Genomic DNA, 25,745 nt, shown 5'->3' on the forward strand with positions numbered 1-25,745 from the left:
GTACAGAATTCACGAATTTGATCTAACTCATGGCTGACCATGATCATACCGGCTGTCTCATTTTTCTTTTTCAGTTCAGCCCGGGCTTTTCTTCTAAACGTGGGATCGCCTACTGAGGTGGCTTCATCGATTAAATAAATGTCAAAATCAATATTGATACAGCAGGCGAAAACCAGCTTGGCTCGCATCCCTGAAGAATAGGTTTGCACGGGTAAATCGAAGCGCCCGCCCAGCTCGGCAAACCGTTGCACTTTCACTTCATAGTCCCGTAAAGATTCCACCTGATTAATACGTGCAATAAATCGAGCATTCTCCCGTCCGGTCATTTTCGGGTGAATACCTGTGGCCAGCGCTACCGGCCAGGACATGGATTTATTGGTTAATATGCGGCCCTTATCCGGGTATTCACTTTTAGCCAGCATTCTAAATAAGGTGGATTTACCAGCGCCATTCTTACCTAAAATGGCCACGCTATTCTCGGTGGGAAAATCAAAGTTTAGATCTTTAAAAATGTACTGAGGCCCCAGTTTACTCGGGTAACTCTTGGTTAGGTTCTCAATTCTTATCATCGCGCCAGGATCTTCTTCCAAGTAATGTGGTACAAGGCTAAACCGATAAACATCGTAACAATGGTGACCTCGGTTATGTACTGATAAGACACACCAGCGTCACCGTAGGACTCGTAACAAGCGTAGCGTGCCAGTTCCAAAAAATGCACCAGTGGATTCCAGGTAAACCAATGCCAGTATTCCTGTGGGAAGTCCTGTAAGCTGAAAAATACACAGGAAATAAAGAATAAAGGCCGATTAAACATATTCTTCACTTTGTTCATTTCAGGAATAAACGCAATGAGAACAGCAAAAATCAAACTCATTGAAACTGCAAATACCCATAAGCCTATAAACAGCATAATGAGTAACAAGGGATCATTTAGCTCAAAGTCCATGTCCAATAAATAGATGGCAAGGGCTAGCAGTCCGATAACCCCGACTTTAATTGAAAATTCAACAAATGCAGCGGTAAGCAAGGCCGCAATAGGTTGCACCTGCCGAAAGGCATACAAGGGTTTACTTTGTTTAAAGGAATTGGGGACCGCTGATATGCAGGTCATAAAAGACTGTACGCCCATTAAGCCAATCATCATAAACACAAATAAAGGGATGGAATGAACATCTCTGCCACTGATAAAGCTGCGAGCAAAGGAAATAACAAATACAAAAACAAAAGGTTCGATAAAGGCCCAACCCAATCCTAACTTATCGTTAAATTTGCCTTGTAGTTCACGCAGAAACAGCGCAAATATTACATTGCGCCATGACTGCAGCTGTTGCTTGATTGATATTTCCATTAGTTGATAGCGTTTGCTGCAACAGCAATCTGATAAATAATCTGGGTGATATCTTTTACCGCTTGCAAGGATTTAACATCGATTGACGGTAATACCACCACCTTATCTCCCGCATGTATGGTCAGTTTACCTTCAGGATCCGACCATGAATCACGATCTATGCTGTCGAATTCCACAATCCCGTTTTTACGGATTATGAGAATACGCTCATCGTCCCCGCGTTCGGTAAATCCACCGGCCCAGGCGATATAGTCTGCGGTTGTCGCTTCTTCGTTATAGACCACGGCTTGGGGTATCATGACTTCGCCGCCCACTTGAACCAAATCGGTAATTTCAGGAATGACGATGGTATCGTTAGGCTCCAACAAAATGTTGGCAATATTACCGTTTTCCGCCACGATCACCTTGCCTTCAGGCTCTATTTGTTTGGCGCGCTCGATAAAGTCGGCAACTAGCTGTGCCTCCTGAACGCGAATAGACCCTTCCCCGGTGGAACTGATGGGGGCAGTAAAGGTGCTACGTTCTAAGCGTTGTAACGACTGATCCAACAGTTCTTTTTGCGCAAGGGCAATACTTTCACGGCGTAAATATACATTCTTTATATCGGAAAGCTGAGGATCCACTTGTACATAATTGAGTACATCATTAAGTCGGGTCCCCTTATCAACCATGATTTGTGAAGGACCGGTATGGGAGCCCGCTATATTTATTTGATAAACGGTGGGCGGATGGTCGTTAATAAAACTGACCTGATCGCCGGCATTAAGTCCGATAGCAGAAAACTCGTCTAATGTTAAGTAGCGAGCAAATTGCTGCTGGCCTCTAAGACCTGCAACGGTAACATGGCTGATAAAATCTTTTGGCCGTGCGTATTCTAATAGGGTTTCACCTTTTAGTTCATCGGACTTAAACTCAAAGGTGTAGCTGTTACTTGCGCCATCCACCACTGTAATACGATGACCCACAGGACGCACCACAATGGTATCACCATCTTTAAATGCCAAATCGGGTAGTGTGCCATCGCGAATAAAGTCATACAGATCCGCCGTTGCTACGATTTCACCTTTGCGTCGAATCTCGATGGTGCGAAAACTGCCTCGGTTAAAATCAATGCCTCCAGCACGTTTAAGATAATAAAGCACACTGTCTGAGGCGAGTCCGGCGTATTGACCTGGCCGGATCACCGGACCGGTAATATAAACCGCCACCGGCGTTGATGTTAATAGGTTGACATAAATATTTACGTCATTGGTGTACACGCTTTTGATACTGCTAGTAACCAGTGAATTGACTGAGCCGGCAGGCGTATCGGCCACACGAATCGGGCCAATATTCGGAATAAAGATATTGCCTTGATTATCGACGGTAACCACGTCGGCATAATTTACCGCTCCCCACATGGAGATGGAGATTTTATCCCCCGGTGCGATCTGGTAATTTTCATTTAACCCTGTGGTGCGTTCAGACTCAAACCCACCAATAAAGAGATTGGCGGCAAAAGGAGGATTGAGTAAGGGTTCTTCTTTAGGGAACACATCGGCAATGGTCGGTTCGCCGGGTAAGGTAAGCCCGCTACGCGGTGTTGTTGTATATTCGCCATTGGCTGAAATACTGCTGTTTCGCGCCCCGGGTAGTGTCCGCGATGTCTGGATATCCATCGGTGAAACTTGGGTGGTTGACGACGAGGAGGACGACGAAGTTCCTGAGCTTTGCTGTTGTGCCTGCTCACTGAGTTGTTGTAAATCAGATAAGGATTGTGCCATTGAGGCAGCGCTGGCAGTCAGGCACACAATAAGAATTAATGCCGATGAAACAAGTGTACGAAATGCAAACATAAAATTAGCCATCAATTTAGTAGTCAACGTGACTTAATAGGGGAGCCAGTAATTGCCATTCGCCATTACGCAAACACACTGCTCGGTAAGTACTTTTATCCTGTAACGATAGCAATTGCTTACAAGCCAACCCGGTAGCAGACTGGTAACTGGACACAACCTGGTACTGAGTGTCTGCAATTTGCACCACACTGCCCGTAGAAAGGGTACCTTGGGGCACCGGAAGGGTTTGCGTGTCAATCAGGCGCAACTTGTTGCCCGAGACGAGTGGAATATTGGCATAGACTGGATCGGGAGCGGAAGAACAACCACTTAGCATAAAAATGCTCCCGCACAGTACCGTGCTTAAACCCCTGATAACAAACATATCTAGACGATTCCTTAACTAAACTGGGCGCTTAGCATACCATATAATTTACTAATTGCAGCGTCACTGTGCATCGGTTTCACAGGGACTTGGCATCTATCGTTACGAAAAATTGACTTTCATGGCTCAAAATTTGCTTAAATTTTCTTGGTTTATCTTTTTTTCTAATTCAAAATACGATTTGCAATGCCCCAAAGAGGTAAGAAATAATAGCATTATGAGTGTTGTCTAAGGCAACTATCGCAGGTGTAAAGATAGAACAACACGCGGTGGTTAGGCGGAAATTAAATTAGAAGGTAGTTATTTTTGTTTGACTCGATTATCATATGCAACATCGCCTTTGCCGACGAATTTCATAAAAAGACCAGTAAAGGCAACAAGGAAGCAGTAATAGAATGGATTACCGCTGTTATCACCGCTCGAAATAAAATCACCTCAAACGGCCAGCGAGTCCAAAGGGTAGGGGACATTAGTCTTTATGTTTGATTATCTGCAAATAGTTCCGTTGTTTACGGCATTTTTTGTTGCCCTAATCCTACTAATTGTTATGACGCCTTTAGCGCATCAGTTTGGATTGGTGGATCAGCCTTCTTATCGAAAACGTCACGCCGGTATGGTACCGTTAACTGGCGGCGTAGCCATCTTTATGGCGGTATTAGTGGCCAGTGTGGTCACCGATGTGTGGATGAAAAACAACCCCCTTTTCTTTACCGCTTCAGCTTTTATTGTCTTACTTGGCATGCTCGATGACCGCTTTCAATTAAGCGCGAAAGGGCGCTTAATGTGCCAGTTTGGCGTGGCCGCCATTATGGCGTGGAGCGCACAGAACTACATCACCTCGTTAGGCGATATCTTTGGTTTTGGTGATACCTATTTGGGCTTGGCGGGTTACTTTTTTACGATTGTCTGTGTTGTCGGCGTTATCAATGCGTTCAATATGATTGATGGCATTGATGGGCTAGCTGGCGGCATGAGCCTCATCGTATTACTGACGGTGGTGGGGATATTGGTGGCTACCGGAAATGGCGCCGCCATCATGGAGCCGTTAATTATTGTTGCCGCAATCGTTCCTTTTTTAGCCTTTAACTTAAGCTGGAAAGGTTTTAAAGGGAATAAAATCTTCATGGGTGACGCCGGTAGTATGTTTGTGGGCTTAACCATTGTGTGGTTGCTTGTGGATCACACTCAAGGGGAGTCCGCCGCGTTTAGGCCTATTACCGCAGTTTGGTTAATTGGCCTTCCATTGATGGATATGGCTGCAATTATGTATCGCCGAGCGCGGAAAGGACAATCGGTGTTACGTCCCGACAGAAAGCATCTGCACAATATTTTTATGCGTGCAGGGTTATCTAGCCGACAGGCGCTGATAGCCATTCTCTTACTCGGCATGTGTTATTGTGGCGTTGGTATTCTTGGTGAAGTTTATCAGGTACCTGAATATATAATGTTCTGGTCTTTTATCGTGCTGTTATTCGTATACAGCTTTGTTATTCAGAATGTCTGGAAATTAATCAGAAAAGCGAAACGTGTTTTGAGTTAGGGTTCTGTTTAAACGTCCATTAATCGTGCAGACTGCGGGCAATTTTTTTGCTATGTTTGCAGCCCTAAAATCAGAATAATTAGCGTTTCCGGCGGTCGCATTGTCTAAAGCAATTTCTTCTATTATTCATCAGGGGCGAGTGTTAGAAAACGCTCGCTCTCTGGTCGCTATGGCGGTATATCACAATGACAATGCGCATTGGTTACGCCAAGCTATCGATAGCATCACTTCACAAACTTATAAATCATTTGTTTTTCTCATTGTTGTGGACGGCGAGGTCGACGACGATATACGTCAATGTGTCTTTGATGAAGCCCAACAAGATAGCCGCATTTTCATTGCTCAAAACAGCAAGAATATAGGTTTGGCGGCGAGCATGAATTATGCGATTGAATGGGGCTTGGCGCAGAATTTTGATTTTTTCTTTCGAATGGATGCCGACGATATTTCCATGCCGGAGCGATTGGCTCGACAGGTAAACTATTTGCAACATCATAAACAAGTGGGTGTGTTAGGCACAGCACTGACAGAAATCAACGAATGTGGTGCAAAGGTTGGCGCACGGACGATGCCTGTTTCACACCGACAGATTGTGAATGTCTTGCCGCGGCGCTGTGCGATGAATCACCCTACGGTGGCATTTCGTTATGATATTTTTCGTAGAGGTTTTCGTTATAACAGCGAACTGATGAACACTCAGGACTATTTTTTCTGGATCTGCCTAGCCAAAGAAGGCATTATTTTTCGTAACTTGAAAGACAGGTTGTTGGCTTTTAGACGGGTAAATGATTTTTATAAACGTCGGGGATTCAGTAAATCAGTTAACGAGTTTAGAGCACGGATTTCGGCGATGCGTACCTTGGGGAAGTTCTCACTATGGAATTTATTTTATGCCCTGAGTGTGTTGGCCATACGTATGCTTCCCGCCAAATTAGTTAAATTGGCCTATAAACTCGACCGTGTATTGTTAGAGAAGAGCAACAAGTCGTGACTACTGGTGCTGTTGTGGTGCTTTTTCATCCTGAAAAAGAGCGTATTAAAGAACTCATTGATTTATTCCATAAGCGTGGGCAACCTCTTACCCTCGTTGATAATTCTCCCCACAAACTAGCCATTCCTTTCCCTATGAATACGGCGTATTTGCACCTTCCTGCTAACGAAGGAATTGCCACAGCACAAAACCGTGGCATCAGCGAACTTATGGCCCGTGGCTGCAATAAAGTCATTGTTTTTGATCAGGATAGCCAGGTTACTCCCGCATTGCTTGATGGACTGTGTGCCGGTTACGAGCAGGCGGTTAAAACCTTTGGCCGTGTTGCTGCGGTCGGGCCGCAAATTGTGTGTGAATTCCATCAAAAAGAGGTTAAACCGAAAATCCAAAAGGCCCTTTCAGTACGTAACGGTTTAGCCGATGTGCAACAAATTATTGCCTCTGGCATGCTACTATCTGTAGATAGCTTTTCTGCGGTAGGCCCTAAAGAAGAGGCGTTGTTTATTGATGGTGTTGACCATGAATGGTGTTGGCGAGCCAGAGCCAAGGGGTTTCATGTTGTTAAGTTATTGAATGTGAAGATGAACCATCGTCAAGGGGAAGGTCGTATTAGAGCCTTTGGTATGTCTTTTAAAGTCGGCGCGCCAGTACGTTTATATTATCAGGTACGTAATGTGCTTGTATTAAGTCGCAGAGGATATGTTCCGCGATATTGGAAGGTGAGAAATCTATGCGGTTTGCCTGTTCGATGGTTGGTGAACCGTTGGCGCTTTCCGAATGGAAAACAACGAGGCACCTTTTTCGTTCAAGGCTTAAAAGACGGTTATAAAGGGCGATTGGGAAAAATCCCCCAAGAGTGATAGTCATAAAGGCGTCATTATTGGCAGATTAAAATATCGTGATTTTAAAGTAATTTATATAATTTGACGTGTTAACGGTCAGTATAAAAGGAAGTGATAGTGAAAGTTACTGTATTTGGCATTGGATATGTGGGTCTGGTACAAGCTGCGGTTCTGGCTGAAGTGGGACATGATGTTCACTGTATAGATGTTGATGAAAATAAAGTCGAAAATTTGAAAAAAGGGATGATCCCGATTTTCGAGCCAGGTTTAACGCCTTTGGTGACATCCAATTTTGAAGCCGGTCGACTGACTTTTACCACCGATGCGAAAAAAGGGGTGGAACACGGCGAGCTTATTTTTATTGCGGTGGGCACACCGCCAGATGAAGATGGATCAGCGGATCTTAAATATGTTGTTGCCGTAGCCGAGACCATTGCTGAGTTTATGCAAGGACATAAGATCATTATTAATAAATCCACTGTGCCGGTGGGAACCGCTGATAAAGTGCGAGCTAAAGTGTCCGAGAAGCTCTCATCTATGGGTAAAACGGTTTCTTTTGATGTGGTGTCTAACCCTGAGTTTTTGAAAGAAGGCGCGGCGGTGAGCGATTGCATGCGTCCCGATCGCATTATTCTTGGAACAGACAGTGAAAAAGCCGCAGATAAATTGCGCGAACTTTATTCTCCGTTTAACCGTAATCATGACAAGATCATCACCATGGACATTCGTAGTGCAGAGCTGACCAAATATGCAGCAAACTGTATGCTGGCAACGAAAATCAGCTTTATGAATGAAATGGCAAATTTGGCCGAGCGTTTCGGCGCAGATATAGAGAATGTAAGAAAGGGCATCGGATCTGATCCAAGAATAGGATATCAGTTTATCTATCCTGGATGTGGTTATGGTGGCTCCTGTTTCCCCAAAGATGTGCAAGCGCTCGTTCGTAGTGCAAAAACCGTGGGGTATACTGCCCGGGTACTTGAGTCGGTGGAATCGGTGAACTATGCGCAGAAAGAAAAACTGTTCGGTTATATCATGAATCATTTTAATGGTGATATTAAAGGTAAAACCGTAGCCATTTGGGGGTTGTCTTTTAAACCGAACACCGACGATATGCGTGAAGCCTCCAGTCGCGTATTGATGGAAAAGTTGTGGGAAGCGGGCGCTCGTGTACAGGCCTATGATCCTGAAGCGATGGAAGAAACACAGCGCATCTATGGCGACAGAGATGCCCTTAGCCTGATGGGCACAAAAGAGGCGGCGTTAAACGGCGCTGATTTCCTCGCCATCGTTACCGAGTGGCAAGCCTTTAGAGCCCCGGATTTTGAGTTAATTAAACAAAAACTCACCTTCCCATTAATTTTTGATGGCAGAAATTTATTTGAACCCTCGCGCATGGCGGAATACGGATTGCATTATTATGCTATTGGTCGCGGACTATCAGTAAAAGGACACTAATTATTATGAGCCAAGTTACAAAAGCAGTTATTCCCGTAGCAGGGTTGGGTACACGAATGCTACCGGCTACTAAGGCAATTCCAAAAGAAATGTTGCCATTGGTAGACAGACCACTTATTCAATACGTGGTGAATGAATGTGTGGCAGCTGGGGTAAAAGAAATTATTTTGGTTACCCATGCCAGTAAAAATAGTATTGAAAACCATTTCGATACCTCATTTGAATTGGAAGCCACCTTAGAAAAGCGTGTGAAACGTCAGTTACTTGAAGAAGTACAGTCTATCTGCCCTAAAGACGTCACCATTATGCACGTCAGACAAGGTATTGCAGCGGGTCTTGGGCATGCCATTTTATGTGCTCAGCCCTTGGTCGGCGACGCACCGTTTGCGGTGGTATTGCCCGATGTCATTATTGATGATGTGGCAAGTAACCCTAAAAAAGATAACCTTGCTGACATGGTGGCAAAATTCAATACCAGTCGTGTTAGTCAGGTGATGGTGGAACAGGTACCAGAAGAAGATATCACCAAATTTGGTATTGTTGATTTGGAAGGAGCGGAAATTCAACCTGGAGAATCAGCCAAGATCCACCGCATGGTGGAAAAGCCAGAGCTAGAGGACGCGCCTTCAGATTTAGCCATTGTGGGCCGTTATGTGTTGTCTGAAAAAATTTGGGAGTTACTTTCCGTTACGCCTCCAGGCGCCGGCGGCGAAGTGCAGCTCACGGATGCCATTGACTCATTGATGAAAATCGAACAGGTTGATGCCTATTACATGAAAGGCAAGAGCCATGATTGCGGTAGTAAATTAGGGTATATGAAAGCTAACGTGGAATACGCACTGCGTCACCCATCATTAGGTGAAGAGTTTAAACAATATATTGCTTCACTGAACGGTTAATCGTTATCACTAGAAAAAGCCCGCAACCAGCGGGCTTTTTTTATCAATGGGTTACTACTTTTAGGCGAGGACGCAGTTTTTCGAGCATTTTATCACCAATACCCCGAACTTCCGTTAATTGGTCCACTTCATGGAAGTAACCTTTTTCATCGCGATAGGTGATAATGGCTTCTGCTTTACTTTTCCCTATCCCGGGCAACGTCATAAGCTGTTCCACCGTAATGGTGTTTAAGTCCATGGCATCTTCCTGGGTTATCTGCGCCACGTCCATGCTGTTTTTTTCGATGGTGTCGGCAGTAACTAAAGGTGGTTGACCTAGACATAAAATAGCCAGTAAACCGGTAAGGGTGCGTGTTCTATTTTGCATAGTGTTATCCTTAAAGTTAGTGATCCTGCGTACGAAATGTACAGAAAAATACTACGTGATATTGACGCATCTGATGAGATCAGTTTATGGACAGCTGCCCGTAGGGTCAGAGAAATAAAAAGGCGAGCTAAAAAGCTCGCCTTCGAAGGATGACTGGGATATTGCCAGTTTACAGACGTTCTAATACCGCATCGGTAAACTCATTGGTGCCTGCTTGACCACCAAGATCGCGGGTGGTGCGATCACCGCTTTCGATAACATCTTTAAGGGCACTGCGAATTTTTTCTGCTTTATCGCCCATGTTCAGATATTCGAGCATCTGAATTGCCGCTAGAATAACAGATGTGGGGTTTGCCAGATTTTTACCCGCAATGTCAGGGGCTGAACCATGCACCGCTTCAAAGACTGCACAGTCTTCACCGATGTTCGCGCCCGGAGCCATACCCAGACCGCCTACTAAGCCCGCACAGAGGTCGGATAAAATATCACCAAACAGGTTCGTGGTTACAATGACATCAAATTGATGTGGATTCATCACCAACTGCATACAGGTGTTATCCACGATCATTTCAGCAGATTCAATATCAGGATAACGCTCACCCACTTCACGGGCTACTTTTAAAAATAGTCCTGACGTAGATTTCAAGATATTGGCTTTGTGTACCGCCGTAACTTTCTTACGTCCTTCCCGACGGGCCAGTTCGTAAGCAAATACCACGATTTGCTCGGCGCCCTGACGGGTGATTTTACTCATGGCTTCCGCTTCCTGGCCATCTTCTGACACCACCTGACCAAGACCGGAATACATGCCTTGGGTATTTTCACGTACGGTGATGATATCAATGTCTTCATATCTGGCTTTGGTGCCTTTAAAAGACAGCACAGGGCGTACATTGGCATAAAGCTTAAATTGCTTACGTAAGCTTACGTTGATTGAGGTGAAACCTTCACCTACCGGCGTCGTAAGGGGGCCTTTTAAGGCGACTTTGTTTTTCGCAATTAAATCGAGGGTTTCTTGGGGTAGCAATTCACCGTGATTTTCCAGTGCTACTAAACCAGCATCAGCGTAGTCATAGGCGAAATTACATCCTACTTTATCTAAAATTTTAATCGTAGCATTGATAATATCTGGACCAATGCCGTCGCCGCGAATGACTGTAATTCGTTGCTGAGTCATGTTGAGGGATCCTCTGGTAATTCTTGTTGTATAAATTCGTTAGGTTGCAGGTGCGCAATTTGATTCGGCGCGCGGTATATTCACCGAGCGTAAAGGTGACTGTGATGAAGCATAAGGGATATGCAGTCAGCTTGATGCCGGATCATTTTTCTATTTTATCGCAAGATGGCCTTTTGTGACAGGTAAGCGCTTCCCCCTATTCATAAATTTCATGAATGTTGGCTATGGTTAGTGGGGAAGCGGTGACCAAATGTGCTCACTGAGAGTGTGTTGAATGTGTTTAATATGCTGATTTTCAATGAAGAGTTGTTGTTGGGCCTGGATTTGATATTGGCAGGTGTCTTCGTTGGGGGCGTGTGGGCTAAGCCAACGGCGCGCTAAAAGTAAGCTCAGCCCTAAAACGGCACTTTCATTTTGTAATGCACGGGGAACAGCCCTAATAGGATGAATGCTATGGGCCACAATAGACTGGTAGTGAGCAGGCTGTTGCCATTGGCGCAGTAAAGCAATGGCTAATTCATGCAAAGGCTTTTTGCTTTTTACGAAAGAATTCACGCTGTACAGTGGCCCTTGGCTTTTGGGCCATCGTTTTAACACTTTTAATGCGGGTAGTGTAAATAATGGTGATGCGTAAAACGACCCGAGCAAGGCTGCAGATTGTGGCGCTAATTGGATTACCGGGGATATAACGGCTAACTGTGCGGCGATGGATGAACAAAGGGTGTTCACACGAATACAATAGGATAAAAGAGGAAAGTACTTTTGTTGCAGCCGGTTAGTTAGCGTACGCAGTACCAGCATATCGGCGACTCGGGTGAGTCCATAGGTCAAGATGGCCTGTTTGACATCGCTTACCGGTAATTGCATGCGATTATCTGTACTGGCGGTTTCTTTTAAATAATTGGCAAAAAGTGGCGTACTGCCAATATTCTTGACCAGCTTGTTGAGGTTCACGTTTTCGTCCTGAAGCTGACCTATGATGGTTTTCAGATCCTCAGGTAAACGGCTAATGGGATAACTGACAGGTAGAAGCGTTGGGGAATGAGCGCCTCGCTGCCCGGTGTTTTCTAGTAACCTAATCCACTGCTGAATGGATATTAGGGAGGGGGCTACGGGCAAGAGGGTCGTCACCGATACTTCTTGTGCGGTCTGTTTTTCTTCATTCCAAATTAACGCATTTTTCATGCTCGTGCGCCGGACAAAGAGATAGTTAGTCTCCTCCTTCGCCACGGTCATGCCGGGTAGAAATTGACCCGGATAGCGTAAAAACCTCTGCATTGGCTGGCGCATTTCATAGGGAAGATAAGGAAATACGGTTTTTAGCCCTTGCTGAAAGCCTTCAGGTTTTGCTTGCAACAGACTAAGGACTAACACCATCCACCGCTGATTGTGTTTCAGTGCGGGGCTATTTAGGTAGCGGACAACCGTTTTCGCGGTATGAATGCGCACAAGTTGGGCGGCATCCAAAAACAAGTGAAGCTGCTTTTCTTTCCAAGCTTTGACATGGATTAACCGGGTGTTTGATGGCAAGGTGGCGAAAATGCCCGTGGCATATGCGGAAGCGACAAGGTGTTGTAAGTAATGATCGTTAAATTGTTGCTGAAGACCGACAAAAGCCAGCAGGGAGGCGGTGCGTCCGGCCACGCTCATGCCGCTATCGGCGATAAATGTGAGGCCAAGCAGTAGCTCGCTGTTGTCTTTGCCATAACGAATAAGGAGGTTGGCAAAATCAAGGCAGCGTTGGGTGTTTTTAAGGGGATCGATCTGTTGGCCTAAGGCCTGATTAACAGCTTGGTCGCGGGCGGTTATCTCATCGATAGCGAGTTTCATTTTTACTCGCTATCACGACTTAAGATAACTTTGATAAGCCCCTTCACCCCAAGCAATCAAGCGCTCGTTTTCAAAAAGTAGCGGCGTGCATTCATCCTGTGTGGTTAACCCGTCAGCTCTGACATGTTGGGTACGATAAAACATGACTTGAATCGTGGTTCCTGACTCCATTTTAGCTTCGGTAATATCCGGGGATCCCAATAAGGCAAGCACTTCCTCGCGGGTTGCACCTAAACTTAATTTTGTGATCTGAACCTTGTTGTATTCTTCTCTGTCTTGCCAGTCCATATTTTCTGGCTTATCAGGATAAAAAGACATAACCAAAAATACAAAAAGGGCATACGCCACTGCGCCCAGCAAAATTAGCTTAAAAACCTTACCATTCATCCTTTTTCACTTTTTACCGCCGTCTGCAAGCAGTGTACCTTAAAAAGGTGAATATTAGGAACGGTAAAATCGTAACAAGAATTAATTTTCTGCCGGATTGATGGTGTAGCAAGGTACGTATTTCGTACCGGGTAGCTTCATTCTTTGCTGTGCCACAAAAGACGTAAGCAGAGTATCAATGTGCGTCATTAACGTCTTATCACCGGTTAATCTAAATGGGCCGTGGGTTTTTATTTGTTTTATGCCTTGGGCTTTGACGTTTCCTGCCACAATGCCTGAGAACGCTTGGCGCAATACCATAGCCATTTCGTTTGCCGGTTGGTCGAAATGCAATGGCAGTGCGGCCATTGTTTCGTGGGTGGGTTCAAAGGGTGTTTGAAACGCTTCATCAATACGTAAAGACCAGTTGAAGCTGTAGGCATCACCAGTGACTTTACGGAAATTTTCTACTTTTTCTAATCCTGCACGAAGGGTTCGGGCCACTTCCACCGGATCATCAATGATAATTTGGTATTTGTCTTGAGCTTCTTTTCCTAAAGTGGCAAGGATGAAGTCATCGATGGCTTGAAAATAGGCTTTGGATTCTGCCGGGCCTGTAAGCACAACGGGAAAGGGTTGTTGGGCATTGCGTTCATTCATTAATATACCCAACAAATAAAGCAGCTCTTCGGCGGTACCTACACCACCGGGAAAAATCACGATACCGTGGGCTAATCGCACAAAGGCTTCGAGGCGTTTTTCGATATCCGGCATGATGATGAGTTCATTGACGATGGCATTCGGGGGTTCGGCAGCAATGATACTGGGTTCCGAGATACCAATGTAGCGTCCCCGTTGGAAACGTTGTTTTGCATGGCCGATGGCCGCTCCTTTCATGGGCCCTTTCATTGCCCCAGGCCCGCAGCCTGTGCAAATGTTCATTTCCCTTAAACCAAGTTGATAACCCACTTCCTTGGTATATTTATATTCGTGCAACTGAATGGAGTGGCCACCCCAGCATACGATGGTGTTTAGTTCATCGTTTCCTTCCAGGGCCTGGGCATGGCGAAGCATGTCAAACACCATATCGGTAACCGCATTACCTTGTGTGGGTGCACTTTGATGTACAAAGGCATATTTGTTACCCATGAACAGGATATCCCGCAATACGGCAAAAATATGTTCATGGACACCGCGTACTAATTTGCCATCTACAAAGGCAACTTCAGGGGGGTTAATCAATTCTATTTTGACGCCCCGTTCTCTGCGTACCAAGCGAATATCGAAATCTTGATAAGGGGCAAAAAGGAGCTCAAAGTTGTCTTCATCTACGCCACTGTTTAATACTGCCAGACAGCAGTTTTTAAACACTTCGAAGAGTTGACTGTTTGTTGTGTCCTGTAATTTGCTTACTTCAACCTGGGATAGCTGACTCATCCAGCCAACGGGATTTAACTGCACTTTGTTCATTTTTTATGTCCTGATTGCGCAATGACTTAACTTACAACTACACAATTTCGTCCGCCGGTTTTTGCTTGGTAAAGCATTTTATCTGCCCGGGCGAAAATACTCTGTGGATCATCATTGTCTCTAAGGCACGTACCACCAAAGGATGCGGTGATCGTAATTTTTTCTTGTTTAAATTTAAACGGTAATTGGGCCAGTGATGCTCGCAATAGTTCGAGTTTTTCTTCTAAAGCTGGGAGCTCCACAGAAGGAAAAATTAACGCAAACTCTTCGCCACCCCAGCGGGCAATAAATTCATTGTCTGTTAATTTACTTTTGAAATGCTGACTAACAACCTGAAGGGTTTTATCGCCAGTCTGATGGCCGAATCGATCGTTAATGGATTTAAAGTAATCAATATCGATAATGGCCAAACCTAACGGTTGACCATTTTTTTCGGCTTGCTGGAATTCGTGCTTAAATCGTTCGTTATAAGATAAGCGATTGGGCAAGCGGGTAAGGGGGTCGGTATGAATAAATGACGTTTGTTCAGCCAGCTTGCGACGATACATTTGTGCTTGTTGCTGCAAAGATACCATTTGATTTTGCATTGCACTAAGCAGTGACATCAGAGCTTGTTGTTCCTGACTGTCCGCCTCTTTGCAATAGGCAAGGGTGGAGGATAATGAAGCAATGTGTTTTTGTGCGTCCGCTTTGAGCTTTTCCAGCGAATCAGATTGCAACACCGTACCTTCTATCTGATTTAATTTGTCGGATAAAAGGTTGCCCCGCTGTTGACGTTCCTCGTAGTCCTTTTTGCTGGTATCGATGGTTTCATCGACATCGGCTTTGATTTTTCCCAAGGTACTGTGGATGCGATGAATCATCCGTCCTGTAAGGGAAGCCTCCTGCATTGTTTCGCTCACCACCATGCGGATCACGGCAATACAGGTTTCAAGTAATTCTTGCTCGCTCAAGGGCTGAACGATGCGGCTACGCAGATCGGTTACCAGCGGCTCTTCGGGTTGTTTTTTGGCAAAGCTTTCGATTAATTGGGCTAACTCAGTCTGTATTTCCTCGAATAGGGGGGCATGGTGATTGAGAAGCTCTTGATGTTCTTCGTCATCGGTTAATCCGTCGTCAGATGAGCTTGGAACACTGTGCGGGGTCAGTGAGCCGAAAAGGGCAACGGCCTTAAGGCAAAGCGATTGCAATTCAAACAGATTCGTAATGGGTTGATGTGTCGCGTTCAGCAAAAGGGCGCTTTGTTTGCGCACATGTTCATCGTAGGAGAACGTTTGCTGAAAATGCTTAACGGTTTTTTCCAGCTGACTCACCGTGAGAGTGGTGTGCTTTTTTACCGTTTTATCGGCGTTGTGGAAAAGTTTATTCAGTTTATTAATACTAACCGTGGCTAATGTGTAATCAGGTTTGCCTGCTAGATGCCCACGTAGTACGGCCAATTCAGCGTCTATTTCTGCGGACATGCCTTCATAAAATGCACTCATCCTAATGATAAAGGCGACCAGCGTTTCATTATGTGTACTTAAAGAGGCAACTAGCTTAGCGTTCATTATTGTCCTTTGAAGAAAATCAGATGCATCATGGCTTATTGACGCGCTGAACGGATGTTTTCACCAGGTTGTTCGAAATTGGAACGATACGGATTAATATCCAATCCCCCCCTGCGCGTATAACGGGCGAAAACGGTCAGTTTGTCTGGCTTGCATTGGCTCATAATGTCGCAATAAATGCGCTCGATACATTGTTCATGAAATTCATTATGTTGACGAAAAGCAATGAGATACTTCAATAGTGCCTCATGTTTAATCTGTTTACCACAGTATCTAATTTGAATGCTGGCCCAGTCTGGTTGATGGGTAATCAAACAATTTGATTTTAACAAGTGGCTTAGGAGCGTTTCTTCAACATCATGGGTTTCCACACCCAGTAGTGTTTTGTCCGGAGAATAGGTCTCAACCGTGATATCCAGATCATCAATACAATGGCCGTCTAATTCCGCCATTTTTAATGTAGAAAAGGCATGCCAAGGAATAATGGACACGGTTACGTTCTGACCTGCACAAGCGGATAAATCTCGGGTAAGCGTTTGTTCAACCTCTCGTTGAGATAAAAAAGCGGTTTGATTAAAACTGTTAAGATACAATTTAAATGATTTTGACTCGATAAGTGCAGGTGACGTCACAGGTACGCGGCACTCCATTATTGCCACTTGTGGTTTCCCTTTGGGGGTTAACCATGAAAGTTCATACCCTGTCCAGATATCGCAGCCTTGAAAAGGCAATGCATCGTCATCAATATTTAAACTGTCTCGGCCCAATGCCCGGGGAACAGATTGAAGTAATGATGGATTATAGGTTGATTCGTAATCAACGGTTTTGCCAAGTGTCAAATGTGACGGTACTTCGAATGGCGTGGTATTTGTCATAGGCTTTCAATCAACTGAAAAAAATTAAACTGTTTTGTTTTGAACCGTAAGCTCGAACAACAGTGCTACTTAATAACATTATAGTGTAAACCAAAAGGCCACATAAATGATCCCACCTTTGCAATTCAGTTTAGATGCATTTATCGATAAATACCGCAATCGGGCAAAAAAACATCCGGAGGTTTTGTCTATAGAATTTGATGATGAGTGGCCATCACCGTGTTATCAAAAAAGGGGGGAGAACGGTGAAATGGTACCTTGGATGCCTGTGGAACAACAGCCGAAGGGTTCATTCAAGGGCACCGAAGAGGCACTCGGGCTGTCGTTGCATGCCGATTTTCAGTGCTTTTTTACTTCCTATTATAGCTTTCATCTGCCGGCCATTGCGCCCCAGGGGCGTTGTGAGTTGTTACAAGTTTGCAGTGAGGCAGATTTTGATCGACTGCAAGAAAACGTCATTGGTCACCTGCTGATGAAAAAGCGTTTAAAGCAGTCGCCAACGTTATTTATTGGTTTGACCGATGATGACGACTATTTGATTTCCCTTGATAACCACTCCGGTGAAGTGGTGCTAGAGCGGGTAGGTAAAGAGCCGGAAAAAGTCTTGGCGGCTGATTTAGCCACCTTTTTAGATTCTCTTACCCTTGAACAGGCACTGTAAGGGCTGAGCTTCAGCGGTCTTCACCGGCCCTATTTTAGATGACTAGTGGTTATTTTGCTGGAGACGGGATAACCGCTCCTCCAATACACTCATTCCGGCTTCAAGGGCGGCGATGCGTTTTTCCAACGCCGCGATGTTTCCACTGTTGTCCGTGTTTGGTTCTTGGGAGATTGGAGGCTGGGCGCTGCCATTAAATTGTTTGATGGCATCAATGGCTTGGGTTACCGATACTTTAAAGGGGGCTTTCGTTCTCAGTAAACCTACGCTGGGTTGTTGCCCTTGTTGGCGCATCTTGTGACAAAGCATAACGAGTTGTTGGATCGGATCAGGTTGTGTCATCACATAGTCCTTGAAACATGATATTTGGCCATAATACTTCAAAACTGGCTTAATGTGCCAAGTATTAGTTTAACTGACCAATTATTCGTTGTGTTTTTTTTGGTTTTTATAAAATATCCATTAAAATCAATGGTATAAAAGTTGGTGCAATTATTGATTACCTGTTTGTGGAAAAGCAAAAACAATTTTAAAAAAGGTACACTATGAAACATATTGCATTAGCACTCGCGGTTATTTCTCCTCTTGTTCTTTCCGGTTGTGTTATTTCTGTTGGCGGTGATGACAGTCACTATTCGTCAGATTGGGAAGATCGGGAACACAATAACCGTCAACATGTTGCTCAACTTGAAAAAGATATGACCTATGAATCCGTGGTGCGCACCATGGGGGTGGCTGATTTTAATGAAATGATGGAAAAAAGCGGCCATGCCTACCGCATTCTTTATTATCGAACAAACCGCACCATGGATGACGGTATGACCACAAAAGATGAATGTACGCCGCTTATTTTCGAAGATGGCGTACTCATTGGTTGGGGCGATAGTGCCTACCAAAACCTGTAAGGGTACTCCTTGTTACGACGATGATGCACTGCGGGCTTAAAGAGTCTGGGCCCGCAGTGAGATCATCCCCTCCTTTCCTTGCTGCCCCTCTCTTGGTTTATTTTTAACTTTTCATTAACAATCTGCTATCTTTTCTGTAGGGTAATATTGGCTCAATAAAAAACTGTGCCATACTTTGTTTGATGGCTCACCTAAATAAGCTTTTAACATACACTATGGAGGTACAGCGATGTCCAACGTCCTTGAACATGAGGTACGTCGTGAAAATGTCTCAGCGGTTTTCCTAGCGGCTGATGATTTAAAAATTGCGGCTTCTATTTTGTACAATGCGTATTTTGATGATCCTTTGTTTATGGACATATTTCAGGCAGAAAAAGAGGGCTATGAAGGACGTTTGCGTAGTGCTATCCGTGAAGAACTTGATGCATTTTGGGAAGCAGAACAACCCATGATCGGTTTGTTTGATGGGGCGCGACTGTTAGCGGTGACATGTTTAACCAAACCGAGTAGTGATTTTTCCAGTGGTCGCTTTTGGCATTGGCGACTTAAAATGCTGCTCACCGCCGGTTATTTCAGTACCCGGGCCATGATGGATAAAGAAGAAAAGATTCGCAAAAATATGCCGGCGACGGCTTATCACATGGTTTCGTTTATCGCCGTGCACCCGGATCATCAGCATTTGGGGTTAGGCCACATATTAATGGGGGCCATTGATAGCGTGGTTAACGATGACTCCAGTAGTGAAGGGGTGGGGGTATTTGTCAGTATTCCTAAATATTTACGTTTTTTTCAGGATGGAATGTATCAGCACATCTGTAAATTAACCATCTCCGATGTTCATGGCGACATATTATTTAAGCCCAAGCCCCTAAGCTAGCACCGTTAGATTTATAGGCTTGCCCTTTGCTGTTCATCGACACTTATGCCTTTTTACGCCAAAAATACCCAATGGGTTTTTGGCGTAAAAAGGGACGAGACTTAGTTGCTTTGGGCAGGTAAAGGCAGGTTCATAAGCTTTATCATTTGTGCTTCTAAACCTTTCACATCGACACCAAATACCACGGTTTGTTTTCGTTCACCCAGTCCGGGCTGATACCCTTCTGACCATGACAGGGTGCTGCCGTAGGAGGGGCCAAAATCCGTACCTACATCAATGTATAATTCTTTGCTATCAGTAATTAAACTGGGATCTAGATATATTCCTGAGGCGATTTCGTCCCAGAGTGGGAAGTTGGGTTCTTTATCTTCAATGACCTTGGTCATGGTGTTTTTTCTTTGTGACATGGCGGCAAGTAATTCAGGGGTTAATTGAGTTGCGGTGGATGGATCCACCGGAACCATAACAATCTTTTTCCATGGTGCACGCAATGCTATGGAGGCCGCTTCAGGATCCCAGATAAAGTTAAACTCTCTACGGGGGGAGTTTATAAATTCTCTGGCAAAATCGCTGGCCGGTTTGTTGTCTAGTACTTGTCTTGGGTTTAAGCTGCCGCCCATATAAATAAGCTCTTTAGCCAAAGAGGCAAACTCAGGATCTAAGCTTTGGGCCAGAGCGATATTGGTCATCGGGCCTGTGGCAATGATGGAGACTTCTCCGGGAAACTCACGAACCTTACGGATCAGAAAGGTGGCAGCCATTTCGCTGGATGCTTTGGTATGGGGTTGCCCTTCGGGAAAATCTGGAATTTCATCCCATGCTAGGTACGAAGGTAACTCTTGATCGGTTTCTTCTACCCAGGCTTTTTGCCAAGCGCCTTTCCATACGATTTTGCCATACAAGCTTTCCCACAATTCAGTGGTTTTTTCTGTATTGAGTAAAGGATAGATGGCACCGGGTACTACGGGAATGTCTGAGCGATTAGCCAGTTCTAGCCACCGAAGTGCTTTTGCCACGTTGGCATCGCGCCACATGTTACCGGACATAATGGTAATGCCCAGTACTTCCGTATTAGGATCTTGTACCAACATCCATTGGGCAATGGCAAAGCCATCATCGTCGAGAATGACTTTATTTTTGGCATTGGCTTGAACATTGAATGTACCGGCCAACATGGTCAGTAAGAAAAGAAAACACGCGCCTTTCTTAGCCAAAATATTGCTAAGTATCATATATTCCTCTGATTATCATGGTAAAGAAAATACGGGTCCCCTAGCTCCTCAAGGCAAGGGACCCGTAGTTTTTTTTAGAATTGTGTTTTAAATTGCGCACCAATGATTCTGGGATCATTGATGAAGGCTGTGCGGTTGTCGAAATCAAGCCCACCTTTTAAGTTTACTTCGTCGGTACAGTTACGACAGAATACTGCCACGTCGTATTTACCGTTATCCCACGAATAACCTAGTTTTAAGCCGGCTTCGAACGAACCATCGCTACGAAACTCTTCTGAATCATAGAGGAAGAAGCTAACTTCACTGCTATAGGCAATGTCGGCATACACATAGATTTCGCCGCTATCTGAAGTTTCATAAACATAATGGGCTGAGGCGTTACCTATCCATTCAGCAGCCTGAGGTAAGCTGTTACCATCAATGGAATACAAACCGTCATCCGATACCGGATCAAGAATTGTACATAACTGACTGCCATCGATATCGGTACCGCAACCTGAAACATACAAGTTGGGATCCTGTATTTCGGTATCATTATAACTACCGCTTAATGAAATATTAAGGTTTGGCGTAATGTAGGCTTCGAAATCCAATTCCGCGCCCTGACCCACGGTCTTATCGGCATTAATCAAACGGGTTTCATTGGCGGTTCCACCTACTGCGGTTAACTGTTGATCGCTCACCTCATAATAAAACACGTTGAAGTTCAGTCTAGCTCGACGGTCGAACAGGTCTGCTTTAATACCCGCTTCATAAGAAACGATGGTTTCAGATTCTGCAACGGTGATTTCATTGTCTGTTGCCGACAATGAACCAAATGTGGGTGCTCTAAAGCCTGTGGCGATACGCGAATATAAAGAGGTATCGTCATTAAGGGTGTAGTGGGCGCTGAGATCCCAGGTAACCTTAGAATCGCTTTTCGATTGACTAAATGGCGAATCACCACCGTAGCCTTCGGTATAGTCCTTGTCATCATAGGTGTAACGCAGACCACCGGTTATTTCTAAACGATCAGACACATTGTAACCTGCAGAGCCATAGGCAGCCCAGGCCACGTTTTTTTGTTGGTTTTGCTCATGGGTGGCATCGGAGCCAAATAGCGTGTCGTAAGTAAATGAATCCGCGGTAACGTCTTCATAAAAGTAGAATACACCGGCCTGCCAATTTAAATCAGAGGACAAATCGGAGGCAATGCGAAGCTCTTGGGTGAGCTGAGCGTGATCGGCAAGACCACCGCCGGTTTCAACGGAGAAAGGAATATAACCGGGTCCATAGGGTTCGGCATAAGACGCACCGTAACCGCCATCTATATCACCACGGGTGTAATAGTGCGTCACCGACTCATAGGACGAAATTGAATGAACCGTAAAGTCATCATAAAACCAAGTAAGGCGTGCGCTACCGCCCGCGCTGGTGTACGACTGGGTATTTTCACCATCCATCGAGACTTTTTCAGCATCAAAGCCGTCAACCAGATTATTACTGCCTTTTTCTATGATGTTGGCTCTAAATAGTCGAGCGGTTCCATCATCAAGGTTGCGAACATGTACATTGAACAAGGCTTTATAATCGGCACCCATTGGCTCGTACAATAATTGAATTCGCGCAGCACTGTCGTCGTAACCACCAAGGGAATCATTTTCAGTGATCAATTCATTGCTGGTGTTGTAATATTCGTTGTCTACCCAGTCATCTCTGTGTTGATAAAGTAAAGAAACACGGGCTGCCATATCATCGTTGATGGGTACGTTAAACGCACCTTCAAGATTTGTGGTGCTATAAGTACCGGCAGAGGCGGTAAAGTAACCGTCGGTAGAGCCAATGGTAGGCTTAACGGAGTTGAATTTAACTACCCCAGCTGGCGTATTGCGGCCGAACAAGGTGCCTTGTGGCCCTCTCAACACTTCAATACCTTCTAAATCGAAGGCAGGAAAGCCTTTTAATGCAGCGTTCTCGAGTACCACGTCATCATATACTAATGAAACTGGCTGAGAGGCAAAGCTTGTAAAATCGGTATTACCGTATCCGCGGATATAAAACCGTGGAAAGGTCCTGCCGTTTGAAGACTCGATATTCAAACTGGGTACCCGGGCAGCCAGAATACGGATATCGCCGCCAGCGGAAGATAAAGATTCCAGTGTTTCACTTTTGATCACTGAAATAGAAACTGGGGAGTCGGTAATGTCTGTACCACGACGATCGGCGGTGACAATAACCCGTTCGATGGTGCCAGATTCTGCTTGGGAAACCTCATCAGTATTTTCCTGAGCAAATGCGGTAGCAACAATTGCATTATATGAAAAACATAAAAGTAGCGTGGAACTGCTTAATCCTCTGCGCATTGAAGAGCCTCTAGTTGGATGTGCTTGAAATTAAAAAGGTAGTGCAATAACGGTTGTTTTTGCGAAATTAATTGAACTTTTTGGAACAAGTGAAAAACAACAAGCTCACAAAGCAACATCTATACCGTAAATTTCGTAAAGAAACAATAAATTATCCCAATGATTTTTAAAGATTTTTTCTGTTATCTAAAAACTGTATTAAAGAAGCTGTATGAGAGGGTGCGCCGTTTTTGACCAAATGGTTTGGTTTTGCACCAATATAATGCTTTTACATGGGGCTGCAGGGGCAGTGATTAGCAATAAAAGTGGCTTAATTGTTAATCTGTTTTCGCCTCTTTTATTCAAGAACCAATCCATTTTGCTGGGTTTGTTGTCTGTATGGGTTATGGCTGATCAGCATCCTTATTAAGGTTGAATTTAATTGATGGCCCGCAGCCTATGTTTATCCACTCAGTCAATTTATTCTTTTCACCTTGCAGGAATTATGAAATGCTCTTTTAAAAGAACAGTCTATTCCCCCTTGTAAACTGCCTGTTCTTTCTCTTGCCTCACCCAAAGGGAAACGTTGATGAACAAATGCTTTTTTTACCGGCTAGGTATGCCGTTGCTTATTTTGTTAAGTGCCAATAGCGTTGGGCAAACCTACGATGTCATTATAAAAAACGGGCTTGTTATGGATGGCACAGGAGCTAAGGGCGTTAATCAGAGTATTGCCATTGCCCAAGGGAGTATTGTCGCCATGGGGGATTTATCTGACGTTAGTGCCAAACAGGTGATTGATGCCAAAAATCGGATTGTTGCCCCAGGGTTTATCGATTTGCACTCACATGCTGAAGGAACGGTTAGCACACAGCCTCACTTGGATAATTTGGTTCAACAAGGGATCACTACAATTTTAGGCGGTAATTGCGGTTTTTCCCCGGTGGATATGGCCGATTATTTTGATGCTATTTCCCAGGCCCCAATTGGCCCCAATATGGGACTTCTAATTGGTCACAACGATATTAGAAAAGCGGTGATGGGAGAGAAAAACGCTAAGGCTAATTCAGAAGAACTTGCCGCCATGAAGGTGCTGGTGAAAAACGCTATGGCAGAGGGGGCTTTTGGGCTTTCTACCGGATTGAAATATGTGCCCGGGGTGTATTCAAATTTTGACGAAGTACGGGAACTCGCTGCAGTATCTGCAACCTATGGGGGTTTTTTTTCTTCTCATATGCGGGATGAAGGGGGACAAATACGGGAGGCCTTGGCAGAAGTCATTGCGGTGGCGAAATCCACAGGCATTCCCGTACATATTTCTCATCACAAAGTTGTAGGGCAATACAATTGGGGAGTAAGCCAACAAACCCTTGCAATGATTCAAAAGGCCAGAAATGAACACTTGGATGTGACGCTAGATCAATACCCCTATACTGCGTCTTCAACACGGTTTTCCATACTTTTTCCTTCGTGGTCATTGGCAGGCGGCCAAGAGGAACTCATTAAGCGATTGGCCGATACGGCTCAACGTAAAAAAATCAAAGCAGGCATCATAAAAAACATTGAAGAGGATCGGGGAGGCGGCGATGCCAGCCGTCTGCAAATAGCCCATTTTGCCGCACATCCCCAATGGAACGGAATGACCTTTGCGCAAATACTTGCGTTACAGAGGCGCGAGCCTTCGGTGGAAAACGCCGCTGAGTTAGCCATGGAAATACAAAGTCAGGGAGGAGCGCAAGGTATTTTTCATGCCATCGCCGAGCAAGATGTGGTGGCGATTATGGGTTATCCTTATACCTCAATTGCCACCGACGCCGTGGGCGTAACCTTTGGACAGGGGAATCCCCATCCTCGTAGTTATGGTACATTTCCAAAAGTCTTGGGCGAATATGTGCGGGAAAAAGGGGTGCTTTCTTTACCTCAGGCAATCTATAAGATGACGGGACTACCGGCCAGTAGAATGCAACTGAGTCACCGTGGAAAACTCGCGGTGGGGTACGCGGCAGATATTGTTATCTTTGATCCTCAAACAGTGATTGATAAAGCTACCTATGTTGATCCCCATCATTATGCAAATGGCATCGATTATGTGTTGGTAAACGGCACTATCGCTAAGACCCCAACAGGCATGACCGGAAACTCAGCAGGTCGCATCTTGTTACACCAAGTAAATAGTCGTTAATTGTACGCCTGAATTTATATAGATACAGATCAACAAACACGTTAATAATGCGAGTTTCGGCTGGTGTTTAACGGCTTTTACATTTTCTTGAATAGGCAGGCTTGCGGCGAAGTATTATCCTCCAAATATCCATTTTTGGTGGTTAATCTTCAATCCTATTTCGAGGTTCCTATGACAATTAAAAGCATACACGGCTGCATTGGTTGCGGTGAATGTGTTCAGTCTTGTCCTTGTGATGTTATCCGGCTTGATAAGGGATCCGGTAAGGCCGTTATCACTTATCCGGCAGATTGTCAGATCTGCCATCTTTGTCGCATGTATTGCCCGGTAGATGCCATCGAAATGTCACCGGAAAAATCCATCCCTGTTATCGTCCCTTGGGGGTGACCATGAAAGATCTTGTTAAACGGTGGAATATTGTCGCAGCGTTTGCCATTTTCGTTGGTTTGCCTCTTCTTTTTTATGGGTTAGGTGACTTTCCCAGACGCTCCCTGCTTAAAGAATGCTTGTCATTACTTACCGTCCTAAGTTTTACCCTCATGTTGGGCCAGTTTTTTTTGGCCCGTAGCAATCCGACCTTATTGAGTTTGTTTAAACCCATCAATATCCAACGTGTACATAAAACCCTGGCTTATGTGGCCATGAGTATTTTACT

The 25,745-nt window shown here is 44.8% G+C and carries 25 protein-coding genes; 11 read left to right on the top strand and 14 right to left on the bottom strand.

Going from position 1 to position 25,745, the window contains the following annotated elements; translation table 11 throughout:
• The 4 genes from V5298_RS12015 to V5298_RS12030 all read right to left on the bottom strand — a co-directional run.
• Nucleotides 1–569, bottom strand: a 569-nt coding sequence (locus tag V5298_RS12015) for an ABC transporter ATP-binding protein (RefSeq protein ID WP_332931689.1), incomplete at its 3' end; no start/stop codon positions are given.
• Complete coding sequence (locus V5298_RS12020) at nucleotides 566–1,348, bottom strand: ABC transporter permease (protein ID WP_332931690.1); 783 nt, start codon at nucleotides 1,346–1,348, stop codon at nucleotides 566–568. The genes V5298_RS12020 and V5298_RS12015, both read right to left, overlap by 4 nt.
• The gene (locus tag V5298_RS12025; protein ID WP_332931691.1) at nucleotides 1,348–3,183 is read right to left on the bottom strand and encodes a polysaccharide biosynthesis/export family protein; all 1,836 of its coding nucleotides are present in this window, start codon (nucleotides 3,181–3,183) and stop codon (nucleotides 1,348–1,350) included. Before V5298_RS12025 ends, V5298_RS12020 begins: the two co-directional genes overlap by 1 nt.
• A gap of 16 nt (nucleotides 3,184–3,199) precedes the next feature.
• Nucleotides 3,200–3,550 (bottom strand): hypothetical protein, encoded by a 351-nt coding sequence (locus V5298_RS12030; RefSeq protein WP_332931692.1) that lies wholly within the window; start codon nucleotides 3,548–3,550, stop codon nucleotides 3,200–3,202.
• 478 nt (nucleotides 3,551–4,028) lie between these two features.
• Here V5298_RS12030 and wecA point away from each other — a divergent pair, with 478 nt between their 5' ends.
• From wecA to galU, 5 genes are all read left to right on the top strand, one after another.
• A complete protein-coding gene (gene wecA, locus V5298_RS12035; RefSeq protein ID WP_332931693.1) occupies nucleotides 4,029–5,090 on the top strand; it encodes a UDP-N-acetylglucosamine--undecaprenyl-phosphate N-acetylglucosaminephosphotransferase in 1,062 nt (353 codons plus the stop codon).
• A gap of 100 nt (nucleotides 5,091–5,190) precedes the next feature.
• The gene (locus V5298_RS12040) at nucleotides 5,191–6,081 is read left to right on the top strand and encodes a glycosyltransferase (RefSeq protein WP_332931694.1); all 891 of its coding nucleotides are present in this window, start codon (nucleotides 5,191–5,193) and stop codon (nucleotides 6,079–6,081) included.
• Nucleotides 6,078–6,941, top strand: a complete 864-nt coding sequence (locus V5298_RS12045; protein WP_332931695.1) for a glycosyltransferase family 2 protein — start codon at nucleotides 6,078–6,080, stop codon at nucleotides 6,939–6,941. Before V5298_RS12040 ends, V5298_RS12045 begins: the two co-directional genes overlap by 4 nt.
• Nucleotides 6,942–7,040: 99 nt before the next feature.
• Nucleotides 7,041–8,381, top strand: a complete 1,341-nt coding sequence (locus tag V5298_RS12050) for a UDP-glucose/GDP-mannose dehydrogenase family protein (RefSeq protein ID WP_332931696.1) — start codon at nucleotides 7,041–7,043, stop codon at nucleotides 8,379–8,381.
• A 5-nt stretch (nucleotides 8,382–8,386) separates the two neighbouring features.
• Nucleotides 8,387–9,280, top strand: a complete 894-nt coding sequence (gene galU / locus V5298_RS12055) for a UTP--glucose-1-phosphate uridylyltransferase GalU (RefSeq protein ID WP_332931697.1) — start codon at nucleotides 8,387–8,389, stop codon at nucleotides 9,278–9,280.
• Nucleotides 9,281–9,323: 43 nt separating this feature from the next.
• On the opposite strand, the gene V5298_RS12060 is transcribed toward galU, so the two are convergent.
• The 7 genes from V5298_RS12060 to queF form a co-directional block, all read right to left on the bottom strand.
• Complete coding sequence (locus tag V5298_RS12060) at nucleotides 9,324–9,647, bottom strand: ComEA family DNA-binding protein (protein ID WP_332931698.1); 324 nt, start codon at nucleotides 9,645–9,647, stop codon at nucleotides 9,324–9,326.
• A gap of 169 nt (nucleotides 9,648–9,816) precedes the next feature.
• The gene (locus V5298_RS12065; protein ID WP_332931699.1) at nucleotides 9,817–10,824 is read right to left on the bottom strand and encodes an isocitrate dehydrogenase; all 1,008 of its coding nucleotides are present in this window, start codon (nucleotides 10,822–10,824) and stop codon (nucleotides 9,817–9,819) included.
• 228 nt (nucleotides 10,825–11,052) lie between these two features.
• Nucleotides 11,053–12,654 (bottom strand): hypothetical protein, encoded by a 1,602-nt coding sequence (locus tag V5298_RS12070; RefSeq protein ID WP_332931700.1) that lies wholly within the window; start codon nucleotides 12,652–12,654, stop codon nucleotides 11,053–11,055.
• A 12-nt stretch (nucleotides 12,655–12,666) separates the two neighbouring features.
• On the bottom strand, nucleotides 12,667–13,041 hold the full coding sequence (locus V5298_RS12075) for a DUF3192 domain-containing protein (RefSeq protein ID WP_332931701.1): 375 nt from the start codon (nucleotides 13,039–13,041) through the stop codon (nucleotides 12,667–12,669).
• Nucleotides 13,042–13,122: 81 nt separating this feature from the next.
• Nucleotides 13,123–14,490, bottom strand: a complete 1,368-nt coding sequence (gene ppnN / locus V5298_RS12080) for a nucleotide 5'-monophosphate nucleosidase PpnN (protein ID WP_332931702.1) — start codon at nucleotides 14,488–14,490, stop codon at nucleotides 13,123–13,125.
• A 26-nt stretch (nucleotides 14,491–14,516) separates the two neighbouring features.
• The gene (locus V5298_RS12085) at nucleotides 14,517–16,040 is read right to left on the bottom strand and encodes a GGDEF domain-containing protein (protein WP_332931703.1); all 1,524 of its coding nucleotides are present in this window, start codon (nucleotides 16,038–16,040) and stop codon (nucleotides 14,517–14,519) included.
• Between the two features lie 35 nt (nucleotides 16,041–16,075).
• Nucleotides 16,076–16,915, bottom strand: a complete 840-nt coding sequence (gene queF, locus V5298_RS12090; protein ID WP_332931704.1) for an NADPH-dependent 7-cyano-7-deazaguanine reductase QueF — start codon at nucleotides 16,913–16,915, stop codon at nucleotides 16,076–16,078.
• A gap of 106 nt (nucleotides 16,916–17,021) precedes the next feature.
• Between queF and syd the strand changes: the two genes are divergently transcribed.
• Nucleotides 17,022–17,576 carry a SecY-interacting protein gene (gene syd / locus V5298_RS12095; protein WP_332931705.1) on the top strand — a complete coding sequence of 185 codons (555 nt, stop codon included), beginning with the start codon at nucleotides 17,022–17,024 and terminating at the stop codon, nucleotides 17,574–17,576.
• A 42-nt stretch (nucleotides 17,577–17,618) separates the two neighbouring features.
• Here the strand turns inward: syd and V5298_RS12100 are convergent, their stop codons facing one another.
• Complete coding sequence (locus V5298_RS12100) at nucleotides 17,619–17,915, bottom strand: hypothetical protein (protein ID WP_332931706.1); 297 nt, start codon at nucleotides 17,913–17,915, stop codon at nucleotides 17,619–17,621.
• A 203-nt stretch (nucleotides 17,916–18,118) separates the two neighbouring features.
• On the opposite strand from V5298_RS12100, the gene V5298_RS12105 reads away from it, so the two are divergent.
• Both V5298_RS12105 and V5298_RS12110 read left to right on the top strand, forming a co-directional pair.
• Nucleotides 18,119–18,478 (top strand): DUF3192 domain-containing protein, encoded by a 360-nt coding sequence (locus tag V5298_RS12105; protein ID WP_332931707.1) that lies wholly within the window; start codon nucleotides 18,119–18,121, stop codon nucleotides 18,476–18,478.
• Nucleotides 18,479–18,707: 229 nt separating this feature from the next.
• Complete coding sequence (locus V5298_RS12110) at nucleotides 18,708–19,355, top strand: GNAT family N-acetyltransferase (protein WP_332931708.1); 648 nt, start codon at nucleotides 18,708–18,710, stop codon at nucleotides 19,353–19,355.
• Between the two features lie 101 nt (nucleotides 19,356–19,456).
• Here V5298_RS12110 and V5298_RS12115 read toward each other — a convergent pair whose 3' ends face one another.
• Together V5298_RS12115 and V5298_RS12120 are read right to left on the bottom strand one after the other, a co-directional pair.
• Complete coding sequence (locus V5298_RS12115) at nucleotides 19,457–20,587, bottom strand: nucleoside hydrolase (protein WP_332931709.1); 1,131 nt, start codon at nucleotides 20,585–20,587, stop codon at nucleotides 19,457–19,459.
• Nucleotides 20,588–20,661: 74 nt separating this feature from the next.
• Entirely contained in the window at nucleotides 20,662–22,929 is a 2,268-nt protein-coding gene (locus V5298_RS12120) for a TonB-dependent receptor (protein ID WP_332931710.1), read from the bottom strand.
• Nucleotides 22,930–23,497: 568 nt separating this feature from the next.
• On the opposite strand from V5298_RS12120, the gene V5298_RS12125 reads away from it, so the two are divergent.
• The 3 genes from V5298_RS12125 to V5298_RS12135 form a co-directional block, all read left to right on the top strand.
• A complete protein-coding gene (locus tag V5298_RS12125) occupies nucleotides 23,498–25,090 on the top strand; it encodes a D-aminoacylase (protein ID WP_332931711.1) in 1,593 nt (530 codons plus the stop codon).
• Between the two features lie 171 nt (nucleotides 25,091–25,261).
• Nucleotides 25,262–25,477: a 4Fe-4S dicluster domain-containing protein gene (locus V5298_RS12130; protein WP_332931712.1), complete on the top strand. Its 216-nt coding sequence runs from the start codon at nucleotides 25,262–25,264 to the stop codon at nucleotides 25,475–25,477.
• 2 nt (nucleotides 25,478–25,479) lie between these two features.
• A partial coding sequence (locus V5298_RS12135) for a hypothetical protein (RefSeq protein WP_332931713.1) occupies nucleotides 25,480–25,745 on the top strand: 266 nt, incomplete at its 3' end.

It is taken from the genome of Alteromonas sp. 14N.309.X.WAT.G.H12, assembly GCF_036697315.1.
In the GTDB taxonomy this organism is placed as follows: Bacteria; Pseudomonadota; Gammaproteobacteria; order Enterobacterales; family Alteromonadaceae; genus Alteromonas.

What these genes read in the sequence shown, in the direction of transcription:
- V5298_RS12020 (WP_332931690.1), bottom strand. Translation starts at nt 1,348, where the DNA reads ATGGAAATATCAATCAAGCAACAGCTGCAGTCATGGCGCAATGTAATA.
- V5298_RS12025 (WP_332931691.1), bottom strand. Translation starts at nt 3,183, where the DNA reads ATGTTTGCATTTCGTACACTTGTTTCATCGGCATTAATTCTTATTGTG.
- V5298_RS12030 (WP_332931692.1), bottom strand. Translation starts at nt 3,550, where the DNA reads ATGTTTGTTATCAGGGGTTTAAGCACGGTACTGTGCGGGAGCATTTTT.
- wecA (WP_332931693.1), top strand. Translation starts at nt 4,029, where the DNA reads ATGTTTGATTATCTGCAAATAGTTCCGTTGTTTACGGCATTTTTTGTT.
- galU (WP_332931697.1), top strand. Translation starts at nt 8,387, where the DNA reads ATGAGCCAAGTTACAAAAGCAGTTATTCCCGTAGCAGGGTTGGGTACA.
- V5298_RS12060 (WP_332931698.1), bottom strand. Translation starts at nt 9,647, where the DNA reads ATGCAAAATAGAACACGCACCCTTACCGGTTTACTGGCTATTTTATGT.
- V5298_RS12065 (WP_332931699.1), bottom strand. Translation starts at nt 10,824, where the DNA reads ATGACTCAGCAACGAATTACAGTCATTCGCGGCGACGGCATTGGTCCA.
- V5298_RS12070 (WP_332931700.1), bottom strand. Translation starts at nt 12,654, where the DNA reads ATGAAACTCGCTATCGATGAGATAACCGCCCGCGACCAAGCTGTTAAT.
- V5298_RS12075 (WP_332931701.1), bottom strand. Translation starts at nt 13,041, where the DNA reads ATGAATGGTAAGGTTTTTAAGCTAATTTTGCTGGGCGCAGTGGCGTAT.
- ppnN (WP_332931702.1), bottom strand. Translation starts at nt 14,490, where the DNA reads ATGAACAAAGTGCAGTTAAATCCCGTTGGCTGGATGAGTCAGCTATCC.
- V5298_RS12085 (WP_332931703.1), bottom strand. Translation starts at nt 16,040, where the DNA reads ATGAACGCTAAGCTAGTTGCCTCTTTAAGTACACATAATGAAACGCTG.
- queF (WP_332931704.1), bottom strand. Translation starts at nt 16,915, where the DNA reads ATGACAAATACCACGCCATTCGAAGTACCGTCACATTTGACACTTGGC.
- syd (WP_332931705.1), top strand. Translation starts at nt 17,022, where the DNA reads ATGATCCCACCTTTGCAATTCAGTTTAGATGCATTTATCGATAAATAC.
- V5298_RS12100 (WP_332931706.1), bottom strand. Translation starts at nt 17,915, where the DNA reads ATGACACAACCTGATCCGATCCAACAACTCGTTATGCTTTGTCACAAG.
- V5298_RS12105 (WP_332931707.1), top strand. Translation starts at nt 18,119, where the DNA reads ATGAAACATATTGCATTAGCACTCGCGGTTATTTCTCCTCTTGTTCTT.
- V5298_RS12110 (WP_332931708.1), top strand. Translation starts at nt 18,708, where the DNA reads ATGTCCAACGTCCTTGAACATGAGGTACGTCGTGAAAATGTCTCAGCG.
- V5298_RS12115 (WP_332931709.1), bottom strand. Translation starts at nt 20,587, where the DNA reads ATGATACTTAGCAATATTTTGGCTAAGAAAGGCGCGTGTTTTCTTTTC.
- V5298_RS12120 (WP_332931710.1), bottom strand. Translation starts at nt 22,929, where the DNA reads ATGCGCAGAGGATTAAGCAGTTCCACGCTACTTTTATGTTTTTCATAT.
- V5298_RS12125 (WP_332931711.1), top strand. Translation starts at nt 23,498, where the DNA reads ATGAACAAATGCTTTTTTTACCGGCTAGGTATGCCGTTGCTTATTTTG.
- V5298_RS12130 (WP_332931712.1), top strand. Translation starts at nt 25,262, where the DNA reads ATGACAATTAAAAGCATACACGGCTGCATTGGTTGCGGTGAATGTGTT.